Below are 24,380 nucleotides of genomic sequence, written 5' to 3' on the forward strand. Positions count from 1 at the left end.
AAAAATAAATGAGAACTGTGATAGGGAATAGAGCTGGAGGAAGCAGTATGAATTATAGAATTATTGGGGATAGCTGCATGGATCTTACTGAGGAGCAGAGGAAGGATCCGCATTTTACCCTGATCCCGTTTACGCTTATGGTGGAAGACCACCAGTTTGTTGACGATAAGAATTTTAACCAGAAGGAATTCTTAAAAATCGTAAAGGAAAGCCCGGAGTGTCCGAAGACTGCTTGCCCGTCTCCAGAGACATTTAAGGAAGCTTACTGCTGCGAGGAGGAGAATGTATTTGTTATTACGATCTCTTCCCACCTGAGCGGATGCTATAACAGTGCGGTTCTCGCAAAGAATCTTTATGAGGAAGAGTTTGGAACCGGAAAGAAGAATATCGTGGTGATCGATTCTGAGTCTGCTTCTACCGGAGAAGTAAATCTCGCGCTTTATGTTCAGGAACTCTGTGAGCAGGATATTCCGTTTGAAGAGATCGTAAAGAAAACTCTCGAGTACCGCGACAGACAGAAGACGTATTTTGTTCTGGAAACTCTGGATACATTGAGAAAGAACGGACGACTCACCGGACTTCAGGCGTTCTTCGCGACAAAATTAAACATTAAGCCTGTTATGGGTGCGGATCACGGCGTGATCATCAAACTGGATCAGGCCCGCGGAATCCAGAAGGCACTTCAGAGAATGGTGGAGATCGTTGTGAAAGATGCAGGAACAGTGGAAGATAAGTGTCTTACGATCGCTCACTGCAATGCGCCGGAACGTGCCCAGTATGTAAAAGAAAAATTTGAACAGGCCGCAAAGTTCAAAAAGATCATTGTGACCGAGACAGCCGGACTTGCTACCGTTTATGCAGGGGACGGCGGAATCATTGTGGCAGTGTAACTGTTCAGTAGGTCTGCGCACTTGCTGCGCTGACCGTAAGAAAACATAGGCTGGAAGGCAAAAATCCCATCAGCGAAGCTGATCTGGAATGGATTTTTGCACGTAACTATGAAGGTACTGAATAGTTACGTGGCAGTATAAATAACGGAAGAGAAATGAGAAAGGCGTTCGATCCACCCGGAGAAAAATCCGGATGATGGATTTAACGCCTTTTTATGTAGCAGGAAATTCTGAGAAATTCCCTGTTACATAAAAAGGCACTGACGTGCCAAAGATGCGCACTCGCGCGAAGATGTAGACTGTCGCAAGCGACCGCACGAGGCGCAGGAATGTGACAAGGCACATTCATTTTATCGAAATGAGAAAGCAGTTACAGGTCCATCCCCTGAAAAATATGATGTTCCTTTAAATATTTTGCAATGGAATTCAAAACCAGTCTTTTATTCCCGCTCCATTCCGGTGCGATCAGGATCGACTTTGGCCCGTCGCCGCTGATCCGATGGATCACAGTTTCCTGTGGGAGGATTTTTAAGCAGTCACCGATCAGTTCCAGATATTCCGGCAGTTCCAGTGTGTGAAACCCGCCGGATGCATAAAGATCGGCAAGATCTGTCCCTTTTAACACATGAAGGAGCTGCAGCTTGATCCCATCCACATGGAGCTTCCCAAGGTAATTCACGGTTTCCAGCATCTGTTCCCTCGACTCTCCGGGAAGTCCGAGGATCACATGGACGATCACCGTGAGTCCGGCAGCCTTTAACCTGCGGTAGGCATCCTCAAAAACGGGGAGCGCATATCCCCGGCGGATGAGTTTTGCCGTATCCTCATGGATCGTCTGCAGACCGAGTTCTATCCAGACTGGTTTTTCTTTATTTAACCGGGAAAGAAGCTCTACGGTTTCATCCGGGAGGCAGTCAGGCCGTGTACCGATGGAGAGTGCGCAGATCTCCGGGAGAGAGATTGCCTCAGAAAAGAGTTGTTTCAGATAGGAGAGTGGGGCATAAGTGTTTGTGTATGACTGGAAATACGCGATATAGGCAGCGTCATCTCCTGAGATCTTCCGGCTGACGCGGGCCTTCGCAAGGTCAGCCTGCTCTCTAAGGGATCCGGCCTGCTTTTCTGCAAAATCACCAGATCCGCCGGCACTGCAAAAGATACAGCCGCCTCTTCCCAGTGTGCCATCCCGGTTTGGACATGTCATGCCGCCGTCCAGAGCGAGTTTATAGACTTTTTTCCCAAATATCTTTTTTAATTCATAGTCGAGAGAGTGGTACGGTTTGCCATTCCAGTCTGTCTGAAGCATAAAACAGATCCTTTCAAAAAATAAGTTTTCCTTGCAACACATATACGAGGTATTATATAATAATAAGAGGTTTCTTTTCAACCTGATTTCCGGAAAAGTTACTGCGCCTGCTTTGCGCGTAGTTACTGTTCACGCCTTGCGCAAACAGTAACTGATTTTGCCGATGCTTCGCATTCCGAATCGGCAAAATCCACTACCACCACTGTATTGTACGGAATTTTCAGTTCAGAAAATTCCTACCTGTGTACAGTAACTGTGGGTACAGTAACCCGGAAAACACAGCAAAGCTTCCACATAAGGTGCCGGCTGTGAAAAAAATAAAAATATCCGCCAAAGCGGATCGAAAAGGAGAACTGGGGTTATGGATAGAGAAGCTGCAAAGAAAGCATTACAGAGCGCGAAAGCGACCGGATTTTTTACAGAAATGTATGGGGACGGTGCCGCTGAGAATGAAAAGCGCTATGAGCATGTTCTTGAGGGATTTGAAAAGTCATTCGGGGGGGATCAGGTGAGTCTTTTCACTTCCGCAGGACGTACCGAGATCAGCGGAAACCACACAGACCACAATAATGGAAAAGTTCTGGCTGGAAGCATCAACCTTGACTGTGTTGCCTGCGCGGCGGCAAACGGAACCGATGAGATTCACATTATCAGTGAGACATACAGCCAGAAATTCACGATCAATATCAAAAATTTAAAGCCGAGTGACAAGATGGCCGGAACCATCGACCTGACAAAGGGAATGCTGGCCGGATTTCAGGAGATGGGATATCAGATCGGCGGTTTCGACGCTTACATTACAAGCAACGTGATCAGCGCCGCCGGAGTCAGCTCCTCCGCTTCCTACGAAATGCTGATCTGTTCCATGATCAACGAGTTCTTCAATGACGGAAAAGTGGACGTCGTTACATATGCCCATGTCGGCAAATACGCGGAGAACAAATACTGGAATAAAGGTTCAGGTCTTCTCGACCAGATGGCATGCGCGGTGGGCGGCATGATCACCATCGACTTCAAGAATCCTTTAGAACCGGTTGTTGAGAAACTCAACTATGATTTCGGTGCTCAGGATCACAGTCTGATCATTGTCCAGACCGGAAAAGGTCATGCGGACTTAAGCGCTGAGTATTCCTCCATCCCGAATGAGATGAAGAGGGTGGCAGCCGTGTTTGGAAAGGAAGTCTGCGCGGATATCACGGAACAGGAAGTGATCGAAAATGCGGCGAAAGTGAGAAAAGAGGTGGGTGACCGCGCGTTCTTACGTGCCCTTCACTTCTTTGAGGAGAACAAGCGTGTTGAAAAACAGGTTCAGGCATTAAAGGAGAACCGTTTTGACGAATTCTTAAGCCTGATCACTGAATCCGGAAATTCTTCCTGGAAATGGCTCCAGAACTGCTATGTTCCGGGATCTGAGGAGCAGGGGATCACTTCCGCGTTAGCGCTCACAGAGTTATTTATCAAGGAAAAAGGCTGCGGCGCATGCCGTGTTCACGGCGGCGGATTTGCGGGCGTTATTATGGCGATGCTGCCGAATTCCGTGACAGACGAGTACATCGCTTATATTGAAAAGGCAATGGGAGAGGGAAGCGCATACCGTATGAGCATCCGCCCGTACGGAGCGGTATGCGTGGACGGATATATCGCATGAATCGGAGACACGCACGGAGCCTGATTCTTATAGCTGCCGCTTCCGGTGTATTGACTGCATGCTCAAAGCCGGATCCCGGTATGGGGGAGACGAGAAAACTCATTATGGGGACCTTCACTGAGGACAGCGTGACTGACCGGGCTGGAAAAGCCGTGGCGGCGACCATCAGCAACACAGTTCCCGGAGTCTACGTGGAGACCAGGCCGTCAAAAGGCGCCTATATGAATATAGAGCATCTGTTTGACGGGACATATGATCTCGTGATCGTTCCGGCTGGGGCAGCTTACGAGGCGTATACGGGAACCGGTGCCTGTGAGAGAGAAAAAAAGGAAAAACTTCGTGCAGTAGCGGCATGTTATCCGATCGTCTCCACATGGATATCCCCGAAGAAACTGGGACTTTCGAAGGTACAGGAACTGAAGGGGCATCCGCTTGCCGTGGGAAATGAAGGTTCTGAGACGGCAAAGGTATCCGGAGAAGTGTTCGATGTCCTTGGAATCGACAAGGAGAACACGGAGATCTGGTATTATGGGATCCAAGGTGGAGCCGACGGGGTCCGGGACCAGTGGGCTGATGGGATCCATGCGTTCACGGAGTCCCCTGTCCCGGCTTACCAGGAGCTGGCGGCAGAGTATGGGATCCGGTTCTTGTCCTACACGGACGAAGAACTGGATGAGATCTTAGACGGCCATCCGGAGTACAGTAAGATCAAAGTTCCGGCAGGAACTTATGAAAATCAGGACGATGAGGTCGGGACCTTCTGCGAAAAAGTCCTTGTCTGCGTGTCTGCGGATATGGATGAAGACCTTGTTCATGAGATCGCCTGGGCATTGGAGGTCAACGGACCGGTGTATACAGCCGGAGAACCGTTTATGCGGGCGATGGATGACAGGGAGTTCCGGGCTTCTAAGATCCCGATTCCGCTTCATGACGGGGCGAAACGGTATTATGAGGAGCAGGGATATTTCAAGTAAAATGTTCCTCAAAATAACAAGCGGTCTTATAAGAGACCGGGAAAAGGAGATGTCCTATGTTGTACAAAGAATTGATCGAATTATTTGACATGTTAGACAGCGCATCAGCGTCCGGCAGCGAGGTGGTGGAGTATTTTAGATCCATCGATCCCATGTGTCAGGTGGAAACGTATCCGCTTGAAGGACCAAAAGGTCATACAGATATGGTGAGAATCCTGATTCCGGGAAAAAACGGAAAATCAAAGGGCGGAAACGCTGGAACGATCGGCATTCTCGGACGCCTCGGCGGTCTGGGGGCAAGACCGGAACAGATCGGGTTTGTCTCCGACGGTGACGGCGCATTGACAGCGTTAGCGGTTGCCGCAAAGCTTCTCAGAATGCAGGCAAAGGGTGATTTCCTTGAGGGCGACGTATTCATATCTACCCATGTCTGCCCGGACGCTCCGACAGCTCCCCATGAACCGGTGCCGTTTATGAACTCCCCGGTGGAGACCTGGCAGGTGAATAAGGAGGAAGTGACGGACGATCTGGACGCAGTTCTGGTTGTGGATACCACAAAGGGAAACAGGATCATCAACCACCGTGGATTCGCAATCTCCCCGACGGTATGTCAGGGGTATATTTTGAGAGTCAGCGAGGATCTTCTCGATGTGATGCAGATGACAACAGGAAAACTTCCTTATGTATTTGCTCTGACACAGCAGGATATCACGCCTTATGGAAATGGAATCTTCCATTTAAACAGCATCCTGCAGCCTGCGACGGCGACAAAAGCCCCGGTGGTAGGCGTTGCGATCACGACAGAGACGACCGTTGCCGGATGTGCAACGGGAGCTACCCATATGGAAGATCTGGATGAGGCAGCCCGGTTTATGATCGAGTCGGCGAAGGCATTCGGAAGAGGAAAACTGAGTTTTCTGGACAAGGAGGAGTTTGCACGGATCAAGGAGCTTTACGGCAGCATGGAACACTTCCAGACGCTTGGAAAGAAGAGTGAAGAGGCGTAAGCTTCGGGAAAAGATCCGGGTCTCAGCCGGATTCCGGCAGCAGATGTAATTTTTTAAGAAATTTGACAGAAATTTATCATAAATCCCGGCGGAAAAAATTTGACAGGTTCTGCCGGGATTGTTACAATTACGGGTAGAGCAAAAATTGTAACAATATGCGATAACCGTCTATGGGACGGGGTGATGGAGAACATACATGTCAGACAGAGAAATGATAGAAGAAACTAAGAAAGACGTTCCGGATCAGATGGAGCCGGTGATCCCGGAGATCCCGGCGGAGAAATCCGAGAAAGAACCGGAGGTCGAAGCCGCAGAGTCCGCCAGCACAGAACCGGAGGTCGAAGCCGCAGAGGCCGCCAGCACGGAGCCGGAGACCAAGGCCGCAGATGCTGACGGCGCAGAGCCGGAGGCAAAGGCCGCAGAAGCCGCCAACACAGAGCCGGAGGCAGAGGCCGCAGAAGCCGACAACACAGAGCCGGAGGCAGAGGCCGCAGAAGCCGACAGCGCAGAGCCGGAGGCAAAGGCAGCAGAAGCCGACATCACAGAGCCGGAGGCAAAGGCAGCAGAAGCCGACAGCACAGAGCCGGAGGCAAAGGCTGCAGAAGCCGACAGCGCTGAATCGGAGACAGAGGAACAGAGATCCCGTTCTGCGGGAAGACGTTTCGGAAACCGAAGGGAAAAACAGCAGCCCGTGCGCCCGAAAAAAGAGCATCAGGCAAGTCAGCGTGAAAATATCTTAAGACTGCGTGAGATCAAAAAGAAAAAGGCGGCGATGCCGTATATGAAGATCCTCGCGGCAGGAGGAGCGGCTGTTGCAGTGGTCGCGGTGGTTGCGGTTGCAGGAACTGTGATCGGAAATCACAGGGACACTTTTTCCAGGGGGATGAAGGTTGAGACCGCAGCGGCTTCCTTAGAGACAACAGAGGCTGCATCTGAGAGCACCGGGGAGAGAAATATCGTTCTGGAGACCACGCTTTCTGCCGAGGAGATCGCGTCTAAGGAATATGAAAAGACGGTCCAGAGTATTGTGGACAGCTATGCAAATCTTGGGATTGCGGAGGTCTCAGGCTATCTGAACGTCAGAAAGACCCCGGAGAGCTTCGGTGAGGTCATAGGAAAGCTGCCGAAGGGCGGCGCCTGCGAGATTCTGGATACCTCCACAGATGGATGGTATAAGATCTCATCCGGCGGTGTGACCGGTTATGTAAGCTCCCAGTATGTCTATACCGGGGATGAGGCGAAAAAACTGGCTGCGGAAAATGTGGCTGAGCGTGCCGTGATCGATGCGGATAAGTTAAATGTCCGGTCAGAGCCGAAGGCGGATGCGAATGTTGTGGAGCAGGTATTTAAAAACGAAAGATATGACATCAGGGGGCAGCAGGACGGCTGGATCCAGATTTCTTCCGGATATATTTCTGCGGATTATGTCACCGTAAAATACGCTCTGGATGAGGCGATCAAGCAGGATATGAGACAGACGGTCTTAAGCCTTTATGATAATCTCGGTGTATCCAATGTGTCCAATTACCTGAATGTCCGCGACAATCCGGATGAGAAGAAGGGCAAGATCATCGCGAAGCTGCCGAGCAACGCAGGCTGTGATATCCTGGACACCTCCACGTCGGGCTGGTACAAGATCCGTTCCGGAAACATTACCGGTTATGTAAAATCTGAGTATATCCTGACAGGACAGCAGGCGAAGGACAAAGCGCTTCAGGTTGCAAAGCTGATGGCGATCTCCAACACGGACGGCGTCAATGTCCGCACAGAGCCGAACACGAATTCTTCGATCTACACACAGATCTCCAACAGCGAGCGATTCCTTGTAGCGGATCAGCAGGATGGCTGGGTAAAGATCGAGATCGATGATCAGGACGCATACCTGTCCAGCGATTATGTTGACGTTAAGTACGGTCTGGAAGAGGCGATCAAGTATACGCCGGTGGTTGAGGTTGCAGATACCTCTTCGAAGAATGATTCTAAGAACAGTTCAAAGAATAATTCCGGTAAGAAGAACAGCGCAAACGACGGGGCTGCCGGATCGAAGTCCGGAAGTGTTTCCTCCAAACGTGCCCAGATCGCAAACTACGCAGTTCAGTTCGTCGGAAACAGATATGTCTACGGCGGAACGAGCCTGACAAACGGAACGGACTGCTCCGGATTTACGATGTCTGTCATGGCGAAATTCGGTGTATCCCTGCCGCACAACTCCGGCGCGCAGTCGGGAAGCGGAAAGTCGATCACCTCGAGCCAGATGCGTCCGGGTGACCTTGTATTCTACTCCGGCAGCGGCGGAATCAACCATGTTGCGCTCTATATCGGTAATGGTCAGGTGTGCCATGCGTCCAACGCGAGATCCGGTATCAAGATCTCCACATGGAACTATCGTACTCCGGCGAAGATCGTGAATGTACTTGGTGATTAATTGAAAATTGGAAGATTTCGGACAGCCCGGTAGAGATGCCGGGCTGTCTTGATAAGGAAAGTAAATTTGGAAGAAATGAATTCCTCAGACTGGGAAGCCGGGACATATTAAAATTTTTCCGGGTGGATCAGATCCGGAATGCATGGGAAGGAAAGAATATGGAGAAAAAGAAGGGTATTAAGAGACATGCGGCAGGTCTCTGCGCAGGACTTGGCATCTTGTTCGCCGCAGCGGTACCGATGACGGCGTTTGCGGATACGGTTTATGTGAACGCGTCGAAATTAAATTACAGGAATCAGCCGTCCACTGTATCCGGGGCGGTTCTCGGAACACTGCCCCGCGGGACAGTACTTTCCAGAGTGAAAAACAATGGGGAGTGGAGCGAGGTGCAGATCGGCGGGGCGAAGACGACCGTCTATGTGGCAAGCCGCTATCTGACGACCAGCAAGCCGCAGAGCAGCACTGCGAAAACGGGGGCGGCAACTACGGGCGGAACATCCACAGTTGCTGCCGATGGAACCGTGACAGTACCCGACTCCTTAAAGGCGTATGTGGATAAGGCTTATCAGGTCGGAATGGATCCCAACTGGAAATACGCGGGGATGTCCGCGATCAACAGCGGTCACGCGGTGTTCTACCACAATGGAGCCGCGAACCGGAAAAATAAGGTGGTTGCCGTAAATGCTGGACATGGTACATCCGGCGGATCGAAGGTAAAGACATTCTGTCACCCGGATCAGACGGCGAAGGTGACAGGCGGAACGACGGGCGCAGGCGCGACAAAGGCGGTGGCGGTATCCGGCGGAATGACGTTCGCGGATGGAACGGCGGAGAGTACCGTGACGCTCCGTATGGCGCAGATCTTCCGGAATAAGCTTCTGGCGGCGGGATATGATGTGCTGATGATCCGCGATGGAAGTGATGTGCAGCTCGACAATGTGGCGAGAACTGTCATGGCAAACAATAAGGCTGACTGCCATATCGCCCTGCACTGGGATTCCACGAAGACGGACAAGGGCGCGTTTTACATGAGTGTGCCGAATAATGCCGCCTATCGTGCCATGGAGCCGGTGGCGTCCCACTGGGAGTCCCACAATAAGCTTGGAAGTGCGCTGGTTGGCGGATTGAAGCAGAACGGTGTGAAGATCTTCTCGTCGGGATCCATGGAGATGGATCTGACCCAGACGTCGTATTCTACGGTTCCGAGTATTGATATCGAACTGGGGGATGGGAAATCTGCTCATGATGATGCGACGTTAGGAAAACTGGCGGATGGACTTGTTGTCGGTGTGAACAGTTATTTTGGACAGTGATCCGGGCTCGTAAGTTCAAGACAGAATGAATGGAATGCCGCTGCTGGGGAAAATACCTGGCGGCGGTTTTTGGAATTAATGGGAGGTTATACCGGAACTTCCTGGTAATCAAAAAAATTACATGACGAAGATGTGCATTTGCGCGAAGATGTAGATTAACGCAGATGAATGCGAGGATGTTGAAAACTACGGGGGGGGACTCTTTCCATATAAAAAACACCATCTCTCAATGGAAATGGTGTTTTTTCAGTGGACCTGATCGGATTCGAACCGACGACCCCCACAATGCGAATGTGGTGCGCTCCCAACTGCGCTACAAGCCCATAACGATATTTTTTTGACCTCATTATTATCGCACCGCAGGGGACAGATGTCAAGATTTTCCATGGGAAAAATGAAAAAAAAGTTACCGCACAGCCACAACATTATCCAGACCAGCGAAGGGCTTTCAGGGATTTTTAACGCAGATTGTAACTATTCAGTACCTTCATAGTTACACGCAAAAATCCATTCCAGATCAGCTTCGCTGATGGGATTTTTGCCCTCCAGCCTATGTTTTCTTACGGTCAGCGCAGCAAGTGCGCAGACCTACTGAACAGTTACTGCAGATTTAACTTTTAACTAACTAGAGCTGAACGGTAAGATTTTCAGGAAAGAGACGCCGAACATATGTTTACATGAACGGAAACATAGTGTATAATACCCATATGGAAAGAAACAGAAAGAGGGGATCATATGGTACTGATCGTATGTGTGGATGATCATAATGGAATGATGTTCAATCACCGCCGCCAGAGTCAGGATCGTATCCTGCGGGCAGATATTCTGGAACTTACGGGTGGAAAAAAACTTTGGATGAATGCCTACAGCAGAAAACAGTTTGCGGAGAGTGATGCGGAGAAAATACGGGTGGATGAGACGTTTCTCGATGCTGCGGGGGACGGGGAGTTCTGCTTTGTGGAGAATGCGGACGTCTCTGGCTGTGCGGAGCGGATCGAGGAAATCTATCTCTACCACTGGAACAGGGATTATCCGGCGGATGTGTATTTTCCGGTGGACCTCAGCGTGTGGAAGTGCGTGGAGACGAAAGAATTTGCGGGATCTTCCCACGAGAAAATTACGAGAGAGCGGTATACCCGTTAAAATATGAATGTATGATAGGCAGAATGACGCTGGAGACAGTTCTAATTCCGATATTTCAGAAATATAGTGGGAGATTGGAGATTGGGACAGGGGGGAGTATGTACGGAGCATTTGGCGGAAAGGCGGACTGCGATAGAAAATATGGCAACAGAGGGGAATGACAGAATATGAATCATTTAAGAAAATGGCTGCTTTGCGTGATCGCGGTGGTCTCTTTGACGGTAACGGCCTGTGGGGGAGATGCGGCCGCTAATGTCAGTGTGGCGGCAGATGTTGCTCATGCGGCGGGAAATATCCTTGGAAGTCTTGCTGAGGCGGCAGAGAACTCCGGAGCTGGGAATAGCGGCGGACAGGGAAATAAAACGTCATCGGGGATGGCAGGAAACCCGTCGGCAACCGGGGAATTCCGTCTCTCCGATATTCCGGAGTATACGGACTCCCCCTATGTGGCGGTCAATGGAAATGTTCCGTATTTTACGGAGGACGACCTGACGGATGTCTCCTTTGAAAGCTACAGTGATTTGGATTCATTAGGCCGCTGCGGTGTGGCTTATGCCTCCGTCAGTACCGATACGATGCCGACGGAAAAGCGGGGTTCCATCGGAGAGGTAAAGCCAACAGGGTGGATCAATGCGAAATATGATTTTGTGGATGGAAAATATCTGTATAACCGATGCCATCTGATCGGATACCAGCTGACTGCGGAGAACGCGAACGAAAAGAATCTGATCACGGGTACGAGATACCTTAATGTTCAGGGAATGCTGCCGTTTGAGAACCTGACAGCCGACTATGTAAAAGAAACCGGAAACCATGTGATGTACCGCGTGACGCCGGTCTTTGAGGGAGATAACCTTGTGGCATCCGGAGTCCTGATGGAAGCGGAATCTGTGGAGGACGAAGGCGACGGAGTCCTGTTCTGTGTTTATGTTTACAATGTTCAGCCGGGAGTCACGATCGACTATGCGACGGGAAAGAGTGAACTGGCGAAGAGCGGAGGTGCAGGAGGCAGTCAAAGCGGAAGTGCGTCAGGTACCGGGAAAACGTCAGGTACATCGTCTACTGGAAACAATTCATCAGGGGCATCTGGAGGTGCCGGAAAAAACGATGCAGGAACCTCTGGAAAAGAGAGCGGAACCTATATCCTCAACACGAAGACCATGAAATTCCACCGACCGGACTGTGATTCTGTGAAGAATATTAAGTCTGAGAACCGAAAAGAGTATACGGGGGAGCGGGAGAAATTGATTGATGAGGGGTATGAGGCTTGTAAGAGTTGCAAACCGTAGAGAATATTTCAAAAACATATAAAATTAAGACAATATCAAAAGCCCGGCTTTATGCATTCAGAGTGCATGGAGCCGGGCTTTTGTTTAGACCATATTTGACATAAGAGTAAACTGAAAAATTAGAGATTAATCATGATTTGAGAAATCATGAAACATTTTTTCCGCAGTGCCTGTATCTAAACGAAAAGATTTACATAACTGCTGTATAATTTCAGAATCGGTAAGACCGTGTTCTCTTAGAACATTTATAATCGCATGGATTCCCTCAAGACGCCCTTCTTTGCGCCCTTCTTCAAGGCCCTCTTCATGGCCTACCTTACGTCCGATGTCAATACCAGTAGATAAAATACTCATATGTGCATCCTCCCATTCTTCACTCTGCTTTACTTCAGTAACAATTGCGTCTAGCCTGCGGATCCTGTCATCAAGGATAATAATCTCGGGATTGGAGAGCGTAGAGTTTTTCATATATTGAAGAAGACTCACGAGTTCATCCCGTTCGTTCTTACTGCTCATATTCAAAAATATCTTCATTGTCTCATCCCCCAGTTCCATCCCCGGAATCTGGTGACAGCGCTCTGTGAATGTGTACATTGCGCGATCCATTCCGAAGAGATCAGTTTGGGTGATGAATATCACGATCGTTGATGGCAAGTGGCGGTATTTTGTGTGTTTTCCTGCCTTTAGCGCCGGTGTATCAAGAAGTCCCTGATAATACCGGGAGCGCTTCCTGAGATCGTCCTCAGACGCATCATTCTGCATCTCTGTAGCAAATTGCCTGGAATCTTCCGCCAATGCCCAGGCGTCGAGCCGGATTCCGCGTCTTCCGTTTTTGTTGAGAATAACGTCCTCAACCCTTACCTGTGTAAGCCTGAGATCTGGCTCATCCAGGATAATACTGAGTACGCATTCCTGCGCCTCCTTGTGCTTCATTACCGCGAGAAACAGGGCGAAATCGCTGAGATTGACATTCATAAAATCGGGCGATTCCCTATACTCTTCAGTGGAGATGAGAGCATGGATCACTTGATTTTCCATTCAGTTACCTTCCTTTCCTGGAAAATTGGGCAGGAGAGGAATTGATACGAGACATCCCCGACTCCCTGCCAGTTGTTTGGGTGATTTCAGCAAAGAGTCTTCAGATGCCGTAATGGCCAGAATAGAAAATAGATCATAGAATTCGTTAGAAACCTTGCTTGGGATTATATTAGCATGTAGGAGTGGGGATGGCAATGTAGTTGGGTATTAAAAAATATTAAAAATTGATAAACTCATTGAGGACACAGAAGCAGAAGATTCCATCGAAATCGAGGAAGCTGAAGACACCGTAGAAATCAAGAAAGATGCCAGCGTAGAGTTCGTACTCGATGAGGCACCGGAGCTGTAAATTTCACGAAACAGAAAATGGAAAAGTCCCCGGAAGTAAAATTCCAGGGGCTTCTGTTTTTGTGGGAAGGAGGTTTCTTTTTGCATTGCAATATGCTATACTGATGGGAAGAAATTCATAAAGCAGATTTTATCTGCTAATAAAGAATCATATATCAAGGGAAAAGGTGAGGTATTATGAAGATCACAAAAGTATGGGCGGTATATTTCAGCCCCACAGGAAACACGAAAAAAGTAATCACAACGATGGCGAAAAAGGCGGCGGAAGTTCTTTCTGTGCCGATGGAGACATTTGATTTTACACTTCCGGAGAACCGGGAAGGTGTTACGAGCTTTGAAAGTGAGGATCTTGTATTTTTCAGCACACCGGTCTACGCGGGAAGAATTCCGAATAAGATGCTACCGTATGTGCAGAGCGCTTTTGAGGGAAATGGCGCATTTGCAGTACCGGTATCGGTATTCGGAAACAGAAACTTTGACAACGGTCTGATCGAGCTTCGCAACGAGCTGGAGCTTCACGGCTTCCATACGATCGCAGCTGCTGGAATCCCGACAGAGCATGTGTTCAGCAATAAGCTTGCGACAGGACGTCCGGATGCGGATGATCTCGCGAAGATCGCGGAATTTGGTGAGAAGGTCGCGAAGAAAGTTGCTGATATGACGGAGATCCCGGCAAAGATCGAGGTCCGCGGCGATGATCCGGTGACTTCCTACTATACACCGCTTGGAACGGATGGAAAACCTGCAGTGTTCTTAAAGGCGAAACCGAAGACAGACCCGGAAAAATGCACGAAGTGCGGAATCTGTGCGACCGTCTGTCCGATGGGATCCATCCCGAAGGACGCGCCGGATACCTGCACCGGAATCTGCATCAAGTGCCATGCCTGCATCAAGGCATGTCCGGCAGGCGCAAAGTATTTTGATGACGAGGCATTTTTATCTCATGTGGAAATGCTAAAACAGAATTACCAGAGACGGGCTGAGGCAGAGTGGTTTATCTGATGATTCTATGATTGTATAAAAAATGCATAAAAAATCAATGCAAAAGATTGATACAGAGGGCGAAAACAGGCTCCCTGTATCAATCTTTTTTTCTCAGTCATTCAGTGCTGCCAATTTTTCAAAATACGGCGCAAACAGCTCCTTTTCATATGCATATCCCGCCATGAACACGCAGTCCATAAAGAGTCGTGTGATCTCCGGATCTTCCTGCTCCGCGAGAATGCGCTTCCATTCCTCTTTCGCGTGCTGGCTGAGTTCTGCGAGCAGCCGGTTCCGGTCCTCGAAGAGGCCGTTGTCGGTGCAGTTTAAGTCCTTCGGAAGAAAGTCCGCAGTCCTTCCGCAGGGGGATGGGCAAGCGGCGCAGTCTGGGGAGACAATGGATTTCTGCTTGTGGATCTGTTCCACAAGGTCATTGGCGGCAGAAGAGGAGAGCGAGCCGCCCGGGGCCACGGATGCCAGGGCTGCAAAAAGGACCGGAGCAGTTCCAGCCGGGATTTCCTTTGCCTCCGCGGCGCGGGCGAGTCCGATGAGGGCGCAGATGACAGCGTCCTGCTCCGGGGTGCGGCCGGAGGTGTTTGTAGTAGTTGAGAGAGACATATAGGTTCCCTTCTTAAATATAAAAATGTCGATTCAGTACCTTCGTAGTTACAAGGAAAAATCTATTCCAGATCGGCTATGCCGATGGGATTTTCCAGAAGAACTGGCAGGGACGAGATCTTATTTCAAGATCCGTCCATCGGTACCGATTGTATATACCTGCCACGGAATAAACTTCCCGCTTGCCATCAGCGCGTTCTTCACAGCCGCCTCGATTCCTCCGCAGCACGGAACCTCCATGCGAACAACTGTCACGCTCTGGATATCATTATTGCGGATGATCTCTGTAAGCTTCTCGGAATAGTCTACGGAATCCAGCTTCGGACATCCGATCAGTGTCACATGTCCGTCAATGAAATCGTTGTGGAAGTTTCCGTATGCGTAAGCGGTGCAATCCGCGGCAACGAGAAGCTTCGCACCGTCAAAGTACGGGGCGCGGACCGGGACGAGCTTGATCTGAACCGGCCACTGGGATAGTCTGCTCTCCATGGAGACAGGTGCAGTGTGTCCCGGAATCGCTGCGTTGTTAGATGCAGGCGCGGAGGCATGTGTGATCGTGCGGCTCATGCTTCCCGGGCATCCTGTAAATTCCGGCTTCGGGGACGGTGCCTCTGTCGGCATGAGGGAAGCAGCTTTTCTTGCCGCCATGTGTGCCAGAACCGCCTCATGGTCATAAGCGGCAGCCTCGCGCTCCTCAAAGCTGATGGCGTCCGCCGGACAGGCCGGAAGACAGTTTCCAAGGCCGTCACAGTAATCGTCGCGGATCAGCTTCGCCTTTCCGTCGATCATCGCGATTGCGCCTTCCTGACAGGCTGCTGCGCATGCTCCGCAGCCGTTGCATTTTTCTTCATCAATTTTTACGATCGTTCTTTTCAATTTAAGTTCCCCTTTCAAAATGTGTAAATATTGTCTCAGCAATTTCTATTGCGGTGTATTTGCTGCCATGTATCCGGAAAAAGCGGATCGTGGCAGATTTTGTAAGTGTCATGTATTGACTTTTGTATCGTCAATATACTACAATGATGACAAAAAGTATGTTGTATTTCCAACGAAAAATCCGCAATGTGGTACATTCAGAACTGAAAAAAGGTAGACCGCACGTGATGGAAGAAGGAAACAGGAAAGTGCAAATGGCCGCCCGTGTTAGGTGAAAGAAAGGAAAACTATGATCCACAAAGAAGAAATTCCGGATTCCCCGCTTTTCGCCGGAATCCACCCGGAAGAAAAGGAGAGCATCTTGAAATGTCTCTCCGCAGTCGAAAAGAAATACGAAAAAGGCGACGCGGTCTTTCTTGCAGGAACTGCGATCCGCTCCATGGGATTCATCCTCTCCGGAAGTGTCGATATCTCCCGGGACGATTTCTGGGGAAACAGGCAGGTCCTTGGACATGCTGGGAGCGGCGAGCTCTTCGGAGAGGCCTATGCCTGTATGCCCGGCGAGTCTCTGATGGTAAATGTGGAGGCGGCGGAGAAGTGCCGGATCCTGTTTCTGGACATCGGAAAGATCCTAAACGTCTGCACCCCGGCATGCTCCCACCACAACCGCCTGATCCACAACCTTCTCTATATCATGGCGAAGAAAAATCTCATGCTGACGCGGAAGATCGACCACATGGGACAGAGGTCCATCCGGGAAAAGGTGATGGCGTACCTGTCCTTTGAGTCTGAAAAACAGAAGAAAAAGACCTTCGGAATCCCCTTTAACCGCCAGCAGCTCGCGGATTATCTCGCGGTGGACAGGAGCGCATTGTCTGCGGAGCTCTCCAGGATGAAAAAAGACGGGCTGATTGAATTTGAGAAGAATATTTTTACGCTTTTATAATGTAACGGTTCAGTGTCCTCGCGGTTACGCGCAAAAATCCATTCCAAATCGGCTGTGCCGATGGGATTTTTGACTTCCGGCATAGGTTTTCTTACGGTCAGCCCAGTAAGTGCATAGACCTGCGGAATAGACATCACAATTCTATATATAGAAGAAAGGAAAGAACAATGCCATACAGAGATGAGATCGAAGAGCGAAGGATCCGGCGGGAGGAAAACCGGAGAAGACGAAGAAAGCAGGAGCGGACCCGCCGCATGATCGTAGGCGGACTGGCCGCCGTGATCGTGATCGCCGTGATCGTCACGGCTGTGCTCGTGACAAAGAAGCTTACGGGGAGGAAACAGGTAAATCCGGCGGATGTGGCGGTTCCGGAGTATGTGAATGTGAATTTACTGACCCCGAATGAGTACTCACGGCCGCAGATCCCACTTGAGAAAGTAAACGGCATCGTGGTACACTATGTCGCAAATCCCTGCAGCACCGCTCTGGAAAACCGGAATTATTTTGAGGGATTAAAGGACCAGACAGGTTCGAAGACCACCTCTGTCAGCAGCCATTTTGTGATCGGTCTGGAAGGTGAGGTCGTCCAGTGCGTCCCGTTAAATGAGGTGGCCTACGCATCCAACAACCGCAACAGTGACACGATCTCCATCGAGTGCTGCCACCCGGATGAGACCGGAAAATTTTATGACAGTACATATCAGACGCTTGTAAACTTATGCGCGTACCTCTGTGTGGAATTTGATCTGAAGCCGGATGACGTGATCCGCCACTACGACGTGACGGGAAAGATCTGCCCGAAATATTTTGTGGATTATCCGGAGAAATGGGAGGACTTCCATAAGGATGTAAAGAAAGCGATAAAGATTCTGAAGAAGTAACGGGACATTCACTAAAAATTCGAAATTCATTTTGTATTCTTTACCTAAAATTTACAAATATTATATTTATAATTGAAAAAAGCGTGTGCTCTATGATATGATGGAACACGAAGGCAAATTTTGCAGAATCGGATCGAAACTGCGCTTTTGCCACGCCGCCGTGTTAAGACAACAGGCAGCGACAAAAGAGAATGGAGAAGGCATTATGAATATCGGATATCTGGAAAGTATCTTCAGTTTCCTCGGTGGTCTGGGCATGTTCCTTTACGGTATGAGCATCATGGGTGACGGCATGCAGAAGTCAGCGGGAAGTAAGCTGAACAAGTTCCTGAGAATGGTGACGGACAACAGACTTCTGGCAGTCGGTCTCGGCGCTCTGATCACCGCGATCCTGCACAGCAGCGGAGCCACAACCGTCATGGTCGTTGGTTTCGTAAACGCCGGAATTTTGAATCTGACCCAGGCGGTCGGAGTCATCATGGGCGCAAACATCGGTACAACGATCACCGCATGGATGGTTTCCTTAAACTCTCTGGGGGATGCGATGAAGATCCTGCAGCCGTCGTTTTTCGCGCCGCTCGTAGTTGCCATCGGCGCCGCCTTTTTGATGTTTTCCAAGAAGAAAAAGGAGAGTCTGGCAGGTGAGATCTGTATCGGTGTCGGCCTCCTGTTTGTGGGCCTGACCTTCATGTCAGGTTCTGTAGCACCGTACACGGATGCCCCGATCTTTGCGAAGGCGTTTGCGGTACTTGGAAGGAACCCGATCCTCGGTATTCTTGTCGGTGCCCTTGTAACTGCGATCATCCAGAGCTCCACCGCCTCTGTTGGTATCTTACAGACTCTGGCGATGAGCGGAGTGGTATCCACAAATGCCGCGATTTATATTACTCTTGGACAGAATATCGGATCATGTCTGACTGCCCTTTTATCCAGTGCAGGCACAAGCCGAAACGCAAAGCGCGCGTCCGTGATCCATCTGACCTTCAACAGCTTCGGTGCGGTCGTATTCGGAATCGGTATGTATATCATTTCCATGATGCGCCCGGATATTGCCCAGAGCAGTATCAATTCTTTCCAGATCTCGGTGTTCCATACATTCTTTAACGTGACGAACACCCTGCTCTTATTCCCGTTCGCGAAACAGCTCGTTGCGTTTTCCGGTCTGATCGTCCGCGAGACAGGTCAGGAAGAGGAGCAGAAGGAGACAAAGGAGGACGAGCTTCCGGTTCTCGACGAACGTATCTTCAAATCCCCGACCTTTGCCCTTGAAGTCGGTGTGATGGAAGTCGTTCATATGGGTAAGATGGCTCTCGCAAACTTAAAGCTTGCAACAAACGTCCTTCTGGAAAACAAATATGAATGTCTGGATGAGGTTTTTAAGAACGAGACAGAGATCGATATTTTAAATAAGAAGCTTACCGAATATCTCATTAAGGTCAACAACCTGTCCTTAAATGAGAAACAGAAAGTTCAGGTCAGCAACCTCTTCTACAGCATCAGCGATTTAGAACGTGTGGGCGACCATGCGGAAAACCTCGCAGAGGCGGCACAGTACCTGAAGGAACATGGACTCACTTTCTCAGAGACCGGGCTCGAGGATCTCAAAGAGATTTCGAGCGCGGCCATCGGAGCTGTGGACCATGCAGTCGCTGCCCGCCAGGATGGCGGAATGGAGGATATCCGTCAGGTCAGCAAGCTGGAAGACCGTGTGGATACTCTCGAGGAGGAGATGCGCGACAAGCACATCGAGCGTCTTTCCAAGAACGAGTGCAACCCGTCTGCCGGCGTTGTGTTCTTAGATATCCTGAGCAATCTGGAACGTATCTCCGACCATGCCTATAATGTGGCCGGATATGTGAAGGATGAGCTGTAAAGCGCATTTCATCTGATGATTTTGATCCCGCATACAGATTCCGGATAATATCCGGACTGTGTGCGGGATTTTTTAGTATTTGCGGTCATTTGGAAAAATCAGCTTGCCAGCATATGCGATCTTCCGTATAATGAAGACATCAGACAACTTGTAACAGAACATGGGGGAAACTATGGAGACGAAGAAAAAAGATGACCGGAAACTTCTGGGCAGCCAGATCGAGGACCGGATCTTAGAGTATATAAAAGAGAAACCGTTGGAGGTGGGAGACCGGCTTCCGAACGAGTTTGAACTTGCGGAGATGTTTGAGGTGGGACGAAGCACGATCCGCGAGGCGGTGAAAGGTCTGGTGACGAAAGGAGTTCTGCAGGTGCGGAGAGGCGCGGGAACGTATGTCAGCAGTCTGACGCCTGCGGAGGACGATCCGTTAAGGCTTAATGCAAAGCTCCATGACAGGTTTAAGCTGGCGCTGGATCTCTTTGACGTCCGTCTGATCTTAGAGCCGGAGATTGCCGCTAAGGCGGCAGTTTACGCGACGGACGAGGATATCGCGACCTTAAAGAGGCTGTGTAAGGAGACGGAGGAACTATATCTGGCGGACAAGGATCATATGCCGAAGGACATCGAGTTCCACACCTGGATCGCCCGGTGCAGCAAGAATCAGGTCATGGAGTCCCTGATCCCGATCATCAATTCGGGAATCAATACCTTCGTGAACCTGACGAGGCGCTCACTGCGGACAGAGACGATCACGACCCACCGGGCCATCACGGAAGCCATCGCAAATCATGATTCCACCGGGGCGCGGTGTGCCATGGTGATGCATCTGACGTATAACAGGCAGGAGCTTTTGAAACGTCGGACGGCCTATGAGGCGCAGGTCGAGACGGAAGAGAAGAAAGAACAGTAGAAGAGTAAAATGTCTGAAGTCATTCGAGTGGAATAAGAATGCTGAGAGCAGGGAAAAATAGTGCACAATTTTCCCCTGCTTTTTTTGTGCGAAAAAGAGAAAAGACAAAATACATCAGACAAGTATTGCAAATACCACAGAAAAATGTTAGATTAAGCCCATAGACATAAGACATCAGACAAATGCATTAAAGAATTTACTAAACAGCCTGACATGTCTGATGAAAAAGCGGAAAGCAGGAAAAACAAAATATGAACTGTTATTTCCAAATGCAACCATGAAGCGCAGAGCAGTCCGGTTCAGGGGTATGGAACGGATCTTTGCGCGGAACAACCAAAACAAATACACTGGGAGGTAAATTCACTATGTCTGAAGGAGTTGTACTCAACCCGACCCGCCTTGTCCTGGCAGCACTGATCGGTCTTGTGATCCTGCTCGTCCTGATCATCAAGTTTAATGTGCAGGCAATGATCGCGATCCTGATCGGAGCAATCAGCATCGGACTTCTTGCGGGAATGCCGACGAAAGATATTATCGCGGCAGTCAATGATGGAATTGGAAACACGTTAAAAGGAATTGCCCTGCTTGTAGGCTTAGGATCCATGTTCGGCGCGATCCTGGAGGTCTCGGGCGGCGCACAGACGATCGCCGTCACGATGGTAAAGAAATTCGGTGACGAGAAGGCCGCGTGGGCGCTTGGAATCACAGGTCTCGTGATCGCGATGCCGGTATTCTTCGATGCAGGACTGATCATTCTGATCCCGTTAGCATTCTCCCTTGCAAAGAAGACAAAGCGTTCCTCTCTTCACTATGTGATCCCGCTCCTTGCAGGACTTGCGGTTGGACATGCGTTCATTCCGCCGACACCGGGTCCGGTTCTCGTAGCAACGATGTTAAATGTAGATCTTGGCTGGGTCATCTTAGTCGGAATCTTCTGCGGAATCTTCGCGATGATCATAGCCGGTCCGGTCTGGGGATCCATCTGTGGTAAGAAGTTTTATGTTCCGGTACCGGAGAGTGTGGCAAATCAGGAAGAGATTGATGAGTCCAAGCTTCCGAGCTTCTGGCTGATCGTTGGGATCATTTTGATCCCGTTAGTGCTCATCATTCTGGACTCCATCTGCGGCGTTGTTCCGGCATTAGCCGGTGTTGCTCCGATCTTTGAGTTCTTAGGTGAGCCGTTCGTAGCACTGCTGCTCGCGACTCTGGCGGCCATGTTTGGTCTTGGCTTAAAGCATGGCTACACGATGAAAGAGCTTGAGAAGGTTATGACAAAGTCCTTAGAGCCGACCGGCCTCATCCTTCTCGTTACCGCCTGCGGCGGCGTGCTCCGCTATGTGCTTCAATACTCCGGTCTCGGAAATGTGATCGGAAACGCGGTTGCATCCATGAATCTTCCGATCGTTGTCCTTGCATTTATCATCGCAGTCCTTGTCCGTATCAGTGTCGGTTCCGCGACGGTTGCCATGACCATGGCGGCAGGTATCGTTGCGGCGCTTCCGGGAATCAGCGAGCTGTCCCCGTTATATCTGGCATGTACCGTAGCGGCAGTAGCGGGCGGCTCCACCGTATGCTCCCACTTCAATGATTCCGGTTTCTGGCTGGTAAGATCCCTCGTGGGAATCGACGAGAAGACGACTCTGAAAACCTGGACCATCATGGAGACCTTAGTCGGCGTGACCGGATTCCTTGTAGCACTTGTAATTTCATTCTTTGCGTAGTAGAAAGATGCAGATACGCAGCTTAAAGCCGCGGTGCATTCGAAACACAGAGAAAGAACAAAATTATTGGAAAGCGGTTCCAATAAAAGATATCATTCGCTCAGTAACGAGTAACACCCCACAAAGAAAGAAGGAAATATCATGAAATGTCTGAAGAGTCAGGAAATGAGAAAACTTGCACCGGAGCTTGATCCGTTAAGGATCGGAACGGGCTGGAAACCGGAAGAACTTGCGATGCCGCAGGTCATCATCGAGAGTACGGCAGGTGACAGCCATCCGGGAAGCGGACATCTCCATATCCTTGTAGATGAAGTAAAAAAAGGAATCGCTGAGGCAGGCGGTCACGGCGCGAAATATTTCTGCACCGATATCTGCGATGGCGAGAGCCAGGGAACCGATGGAATCAATTACAGCCTTGCAAGCCGTGAGATGATCGCGAACATGATCGAGATCCACGCGAACGCGACTCCCTTCGATGCCGGCGTATATCTCGCAAGCTGTGATAAGGGAATGCCGGCAAACCTCATGGGCTTATTCCGCGTGAATATTCCGGCTGTTGTTGTTCCGGGCGGAACCATGAATGCAGGTCCGGAGATGTTAACCCTGGAACAGCTGGGCATGTACAGCGCACAGTATGAGCGCGGTGAGATCGATGAGAACCGCTTAAACTGGGCAAAACACAACGCATGTCCGAGCTGCGGCGCTTGTTCCTTTATCGGAACTGCGTCCACCATGCAGATCATGGCTGAGGCTCTTGGCCTTGCCCTTCCGGGAAGCGCGTTGATGCCTGCGACAAGCCCGGATCTCTTAAACTACGCGAGAGAGGCCGGAAAACAGGCGGTTAAGCTTGCGAAGATGGACAACATGCGTCCGAGTGATATCGTGACGATGGACAGCTTTGAAAACGCGATCCTTGTACATGCGGCCATCTCCGGAAGTACAAACTGCTTACTCCACCTTCCGGCGATCGCTCATGAGCTTGGAATCGAGATCACAGGTGACACCTTCGACAGACTCCACCGCGGCGCGAAGTATCTTCTTGATATCCGCCCGGCAGGAAAGTGGCCGGCAGAGTGCTTCTACTATGCAGGCGGCGTTCCGGCGATCATGGAGGAGATCAAAGACCACCTTCACCTTGATGTCATGACCGTGACCGGAAAGATTCTCGGCGAGAACTTAAAGGAATTAAAAGAGAACGGATTCTATGAGCGCTGTGAAAAATGGCTTCAGAAGTTCAACGAGCGCTACGGAATCTCCATCACAAGACAGGACATCATCCGTCCGGCTGACAAGGCCATCGGAACCGACGGCAGCATCGCGATCCTGCGCGGAAACCTTGCTCCGGAAGGTGCGGTCATCAAGCACACCGCATGCCCGAAGGAGATGTTCAAGGCAGTCCTCAAGGCAAGACCGTTTGACAGCGAAGAAGAGTGCCTGGATGCCGTTTTAAAGCACAAGGTTGAGAAAGGCGACGCAGTCTTCATCCGTTACGAGGGACCGAAGGGAAGCGGTATGCCGGAGATGTTCTACACCTCCGAGGCCATCAGCAGCGATAAGGAGCTTGGCCGTTCCATCGCCCTGATCACAGACGGAAGATTCTCCGGTGCATCCACAGGTCCGGTTATCGGACACTGCAGCCCGGAGGCGGCAGATGGCGGCCCGATCGCGCTCGTTGAGGAAGGCGATCTTATCGAGGTCGATGTGATGGAGAGAAAGTTAAACATCATCGGTATCAAGGGCGAGCGAAAGACTCCGGAAGAGATCGACGCGGTCCTTGCCGAGAGAAAGAAAAACTGGAAGCCGAGAGAGCTCCGCTACAAGAGCGGTGTGCTCCGTATGTTCAGTGAGCATGCGGCAAGCCCGATGAAAGGTGCATATCTGGAATTCTAAAAAAATAAAATGAGACTGGCAGTAAATGCTGGCTGCCAGCTTGCAAAAGAAGCGTCCCGGATCGTGAGATGACAGTTCTCTCTGATCCGGGGCGTTTTTATATCATTACCATTTCGCATTCCCAATCGGAAAAATCTACTGCTGCCACTGTACTGTTACGGAATTATCAGTTCAGAAAATTCCTATCCGCATACAGGAACAGCTACATACTTTTCATATAATAAAGATTGCACGAACGAGTGTTCCTGTGGTAGAATGATGGTATCTGTTGTCGGAATACCGGCGGTTTCAGTATGTGGGAGATAC

The 24,380-nt window shown here is 50.1% G+C and carries 19 protein-coding genes and 1 tRNA gene; 15 read left to right on the forward strand and 5 right to left on the reverse strand.

The window, feature by feature from the left end:
* The first annotated feature begins 47 nt into the window (after positions 1-47).
* Positions 48-890: a DegV family protein gene (locus ABCW45_RS09195; protein ID WP_117484590.1), complete on the forward strand. Its 843-nt coding sequence runs from the start codon at positions 48-50 to the stop codon at positions 888-890.
* Positions 891-1,260: 370 nt separating this feature from the next.
* On the opposite strand, the gene mnmL is transcribed toward ABCW45_RS09195, so the two are convergent.
* On the reverse strand, positions 1,261-2,193 hold the full coding sequence (mnmL, locus tag ABCW45_RS09200) for a tRNA modification radical SAM protein MnmL/YtqA (protein ID WP_117566282.1): 933 nt from the start codon (positions 2,191-2,193) through the stop codon (positions 1,261-1,263).
* Positions 2,194-2,554: 361 nt separating this feature from the next.
* Here mnmL and ABCW45_RS09205 point away from each other — a divergent pair, with 361 nt between their 5' ends.
* From ABCW45_RS09205 to ABCW45_RS09225, 5 genes are all read left to right on the forward strand, one after another.
* Positions 2,555-3,841, forward strand: a complete 1,287-nt coding sequence (locus tag ABCW45_RS09205) for a galactokinase (RefSeq protein ID WP_343220702.1) — start codon at positions 2,555-2,557, stop codon at positions 3,839-3,841.
* Entirely contained in the window at positions 3,838-4,815 is a 978-nt protein-coding gene (locus ABCW45_RS09210; protein WP_343220703.1) for a TAXI family TRAP transporter solute-binding subunit, read from the forward strand. The genes ABCW45_RS09205 and ABCW45_RS09210 overlap by 4 nt, the downstream gene beginning before the upstream one ends.
* A 56-nt stretch (positions 4,816-4,871) precedes the next feature.
* On the forward strand, positions 4,872-5,822 hold the full coding sequence (locus tag ABCW45_RS09215) for a DUF1177 domain-containing protein (RefSeq protein WP_117470638.1): 951 nt from the start codon (positions 4,872-4,874) through the stop codon (positions 5,820-5,822).
* 196 nt (positions 5,823-6,018) lie between these two features.
* Positions 6,019-8,247 carry a C40 family peptidase gene (locus tag ABCW45_RS09220; protein WP_343220704.1) on the forward strand — a complete coding sequence of 743 codons (2,229 nt, stop codon included), beginning with the start codon at positions 6,019-6,021 and terminating at the stop codon, positions 8,245-8,247.
* A gap of 158 nt (positions 8,248-8,405) precedes the next feature.
* Positions 8,406-9,560, forward strand: a complete 1,155-nt coding sequence (locus ABCW45_RS09225) for an N-acetylmuramoyl-L-alanine amidase family protein (RefSeq protein ID WP_343220705.1) — start codon at positions 8,406-8,408, stop codon at positions 9,558-9,560.
* Between the two features lie 250 nt (positions 9,561-9,810).
* On the opposite strand, the gene ABCW45_RS09230 is transcribed toward ABCW45_RS09225, so the two are convergent.
* Positions 9,811-9,883, reverse strand: a tRNA-Ala gene (locus tag ABCW45_RS09230).
* Positions 9,884-10,295: 412 nt separating this feature from the next.
* Here ABCW45_RS09230 and ABCW45_RS09235 point away from each other — a divergent pair.
* Both ABCW45_RS09235 and ABCW45_RS09240 read left to right on the forward strand, forming a co-directional pair.
* Positions 10,296-10,703: a ribonuclease Z gene (locus tag ABCW45_RS09235; protein ID WP_343220706.1), complete on the forward strand. Its 408-nt coding sequence runs from the start codon at positions 10,296-10,298 to the stop codon at positions 10,701-10,703.
* A gap of 167 nt (positions 10,704-10,870) precedes the next feature.
* Entirely contained in the window at positions 10,871-11,992 is a 1,122-nt protein-coding gene (locus tag ABCW45_RS09240; RefSeq protein ID WP_343220707.1) for a DNA/RNA non-specific endonuclease, read from the forward strand.
* 126 nt (positions 11,993-12,118) lie between these two features.
* Here the strand turns inward: ABCW45_RS09240 and ABCW45_RS09245 are convergent, their stop codons facing one another.
* On the reverse strand, positions 12,119-13,030 hold the full coding sequence (locus tag ABCW45_RS09245) for an Rpn family recombination-promoting nuclease/putative transposase (RefSeq protein WP_343220708.1): 912 nt from the start codon (positions 13,028-13,030) through the stop codon (positions 12,119-12,121).
* Positions 13,031-13,555: 525 nt separating this feature from the next.
* Between ABCW45_RS09245 and ABCW45_RS09250 the strand changes: the two genes are divergently transcribed.
* On the forward strand, positions 13,556-14,380 hold the full coding sequence (locus ABCW45_RS09250) for an EFR1 family ferrodoxin (protein WP_343220709.1): 825 nt from the start codon (positions 13,556-13,558) through the stop codon (positions 14,378-14,380).
* 93 nt (positions 14,381-14,473) lie between these two features.
* Here ABCW45_RS09250 and ABCW45_RS09255 read toward each other — a convergent pair whose 3' ends face one another.
* Positions 14,474-14,977, reverse strand: a complete 504-nt coding sequence (locus ABCW45_RS09255; RefSeq protein WP_117470644.1) for a hypothetical protein — start codon at positions 14,975-14,977, stop codon at positions 14,474-14,476.
* Positions 14,978-15,097: 120 nt separating this feature from the next.
* Positions 15,098-15,853 (reverse strand): ATP-binding protein, encoded by a 756-nt coding sequence (locus ABCW45_RS09260; protein ID WP_117470645.1) that lies wholly within the window; start codon positions 15,851-15,853, stop codon positions 15,098-15,100.
* A 289-nt stretch (positions 15,854-16,142) separates the two neighbouring features.
* Here ABCW45_RS09260 and ABCW45_RS09265 point away from each other — a divergent pair, with 289 nt between their 5' ends.
* From ABCW45_RS09265 to ilvD, 6 genes are all read left to right on the forward strand, one after another.
* Entirely contained in the window at positions 16,143-16,799 is a 657-nt protein-coding gene (locus ABCW45_RS09265; RefSeq protein ID WP_117470646.1) for a Crp/Fnr family transcriptional regulator, read from the forward strand.
* 167 nt (positions 16,800-16,966) lie between these two features.
* Entirely contained in the window at positions 16,967-17,680 is a 714-nt protein-coding gene (locus ABCW45_RS09270; RefSeq protein WP_117470647.1) for a peptidoglycan recognition protein family protein, read from the forward strand.
* A 205-nt stretch (positions 17,681-17,885) separates the two neighbouring features.
* The gene (locus ABCW45_RS09275; RefSeq protein WP_117484583.1) at positions 17,886-19,553 is read left to right on the forward strand and encodes a Na/Pi cotransporter family protein; all 1,668 of its coding nucleotides are present in this window, start codon (positions 17,886-17,888) and stop codon (positions 19,551-19,553) included.
* Positions 19,554-19,725: 172 nt separating this feature from the next.
* Complete coding sequence (locus tag ABCW45_RS09280) at positions 19,726-20,463, forward strand: FadR/GntR family transcriptional regulator (protein WP_117470648.1); 738 nt, start codon at positions 19,726-19,728, stop codon at positions 20,461-20,463.
* Positions 20,464-20,828: 365 nt separating this feature from the next.
* A complete protein-coding gene (locus ABCW45_RS09285) occupies positions 20,829-22,184 on the forward strand; it encodes a GntP family permease (protein ID WP_117470649.1) in 1,356 nt (451 codons plus the stop codon).
* Positions 22,185-22,334: 150 nt separating this feature from the next.
* A complete protein-coding gene (ilvD, locus tag ABCW45_RS09290; protein ID WP_343220745.1) occupies positions 22,335-24,074 on the forward strand; it encodes a dihydroxy-acid dehydratase in 1,740 nt (579 codons plus the stop codon).
* Positions 24,075-24,380 lie beyond the last annotated feature (306 nt).

Source organism: Pilosibacter fragilis (assembly GCF_032490495.1).
In the GTDB taxonomy this organism is placed as follows: domain Bacteria; phylum Bacillota; class Clostridia; order Lachnospirales; family Lachnospiraceae; genus Pilosibacter; species Pilosibacter fragilis.

Bases quoted from the DNA above. Each gene is read 5' to 3' on its own strand.
- ABCW45_RS09265 (WP_117470646.1), top strand. From the start codon at position 16,143: ATGATCCACAAAGAAGAAATTCCGGATTCCCCGCTTTTCGCCGGAATC.
- ABCW45_RS09210 (WP_343220703.1), top strand. From the start codon at position 3,838: ATGAATCGGAGACACGCACGGAGCCTGATTCTTATAGCTGCCGCTTCC.
- ABCW45_RS09285 (WP_117470649.1), top strand. From the start codon at position 20,829: ATGTCTGAAGGAGTTGTACTCAACCCGACCCGCCTTGTCCTGGCAGCA.
- ABCW45_RS09255 (WP_117470644.1), bottom strand. From the start codon at position 14,977: ATGTCTCTCTCAACTACTACAAACACCTCCGGCCGCACCCCGGAGCAG.
- ABCW45_RS09250 (WP_343220709.1), top strand. From the start codon at position 13,556: ATGAAGATCACAAAAGTATGGGCGGTATATTTCAGCCCCACAGGAAAC.
- ABCW45_RS09225 (WP_343220705.1), top strand. From the start codon at position 8,406: ATGGAGAAAAAGAAGGGTATTAAGAGACATGCGGCAGGTCTCTGCGCA.
- ABCW45_RS09245 (WP_343220708.1), bottom strand. From the start codon at position 13,030: ATGGAAAATCAAGTGATCCATGCTCTCATCTCCACTGAAGAGTATAGG.
- ABCW45_RS09275 (WP_117484583.1), top strand. From the start codon at position 17,886: ATGAATATCGGATATCTGGAAAGTATCTTCAGTTTCCTCGGTGGTCTG.
- ABCW45_RS09235 (WP_343220706.1), top strand. From the start codon at position 10,296: ATGGTACTGATCGTATGTGTGGATGATCATAATGGAATGATGTTCAAT.
- ABCW45_RS09220 (WP_343220704.1), top strand. From the start codon at position 6,019: ATGTCAGACAGAGAAATGATAGAAGAAACTAAGAAAGACGTTCCGGAT.
- ABCW45_RS09195 (WP_117484590.1), top strand. From the start codon at position 48: ATGAATTATAGAATTATTGGGGATAGCTGCATGGATCTTACTGAGGAG.
- ABCW45_RS09270 (WP_117470647.1), top strand. From the start codon at position 16,967: ATGCCATACAGAGATGAGATCGAAGAGCGAAGGATCCGGCGGGAGGAA.
- mnmL (WP_117566282.1), bottom strand. From the start codon at position 2,193: ATGCTTCAGACAGACTGGAATGGCAAACCGTACCACTCTCTCGACTAT.
- ABCW45_RS09215 (WP_117470638.1), top strand. From the start codon at position 4,872: ATGTTGTACAAAGAATTGATCGAATTATTTGACATGTTAGACAGCGCA.
- ABCW45_RS09205 (WP_343220702.1), top strand. From the start codon at position 2,555: ATGGATAGAGAAGCTGCAAAGAAAGCATTACAGAGCGCGAAAGCGACC.
- ABCW45_RS09240 (WP_343220707.1), top strand. From the start codon at position 10,871: ATGAATCATTTAAGAAAATGGCTGCTTTGCGTGATCGCGGTGGTCTCT.
- ABCW45_RS09280 (WP_117470648.1), top strand. From the start codon at position 19,726: ATGGAGACGAAGAAAAAAGATGACCGGAAACTTCTGGGCAGCCAGATC.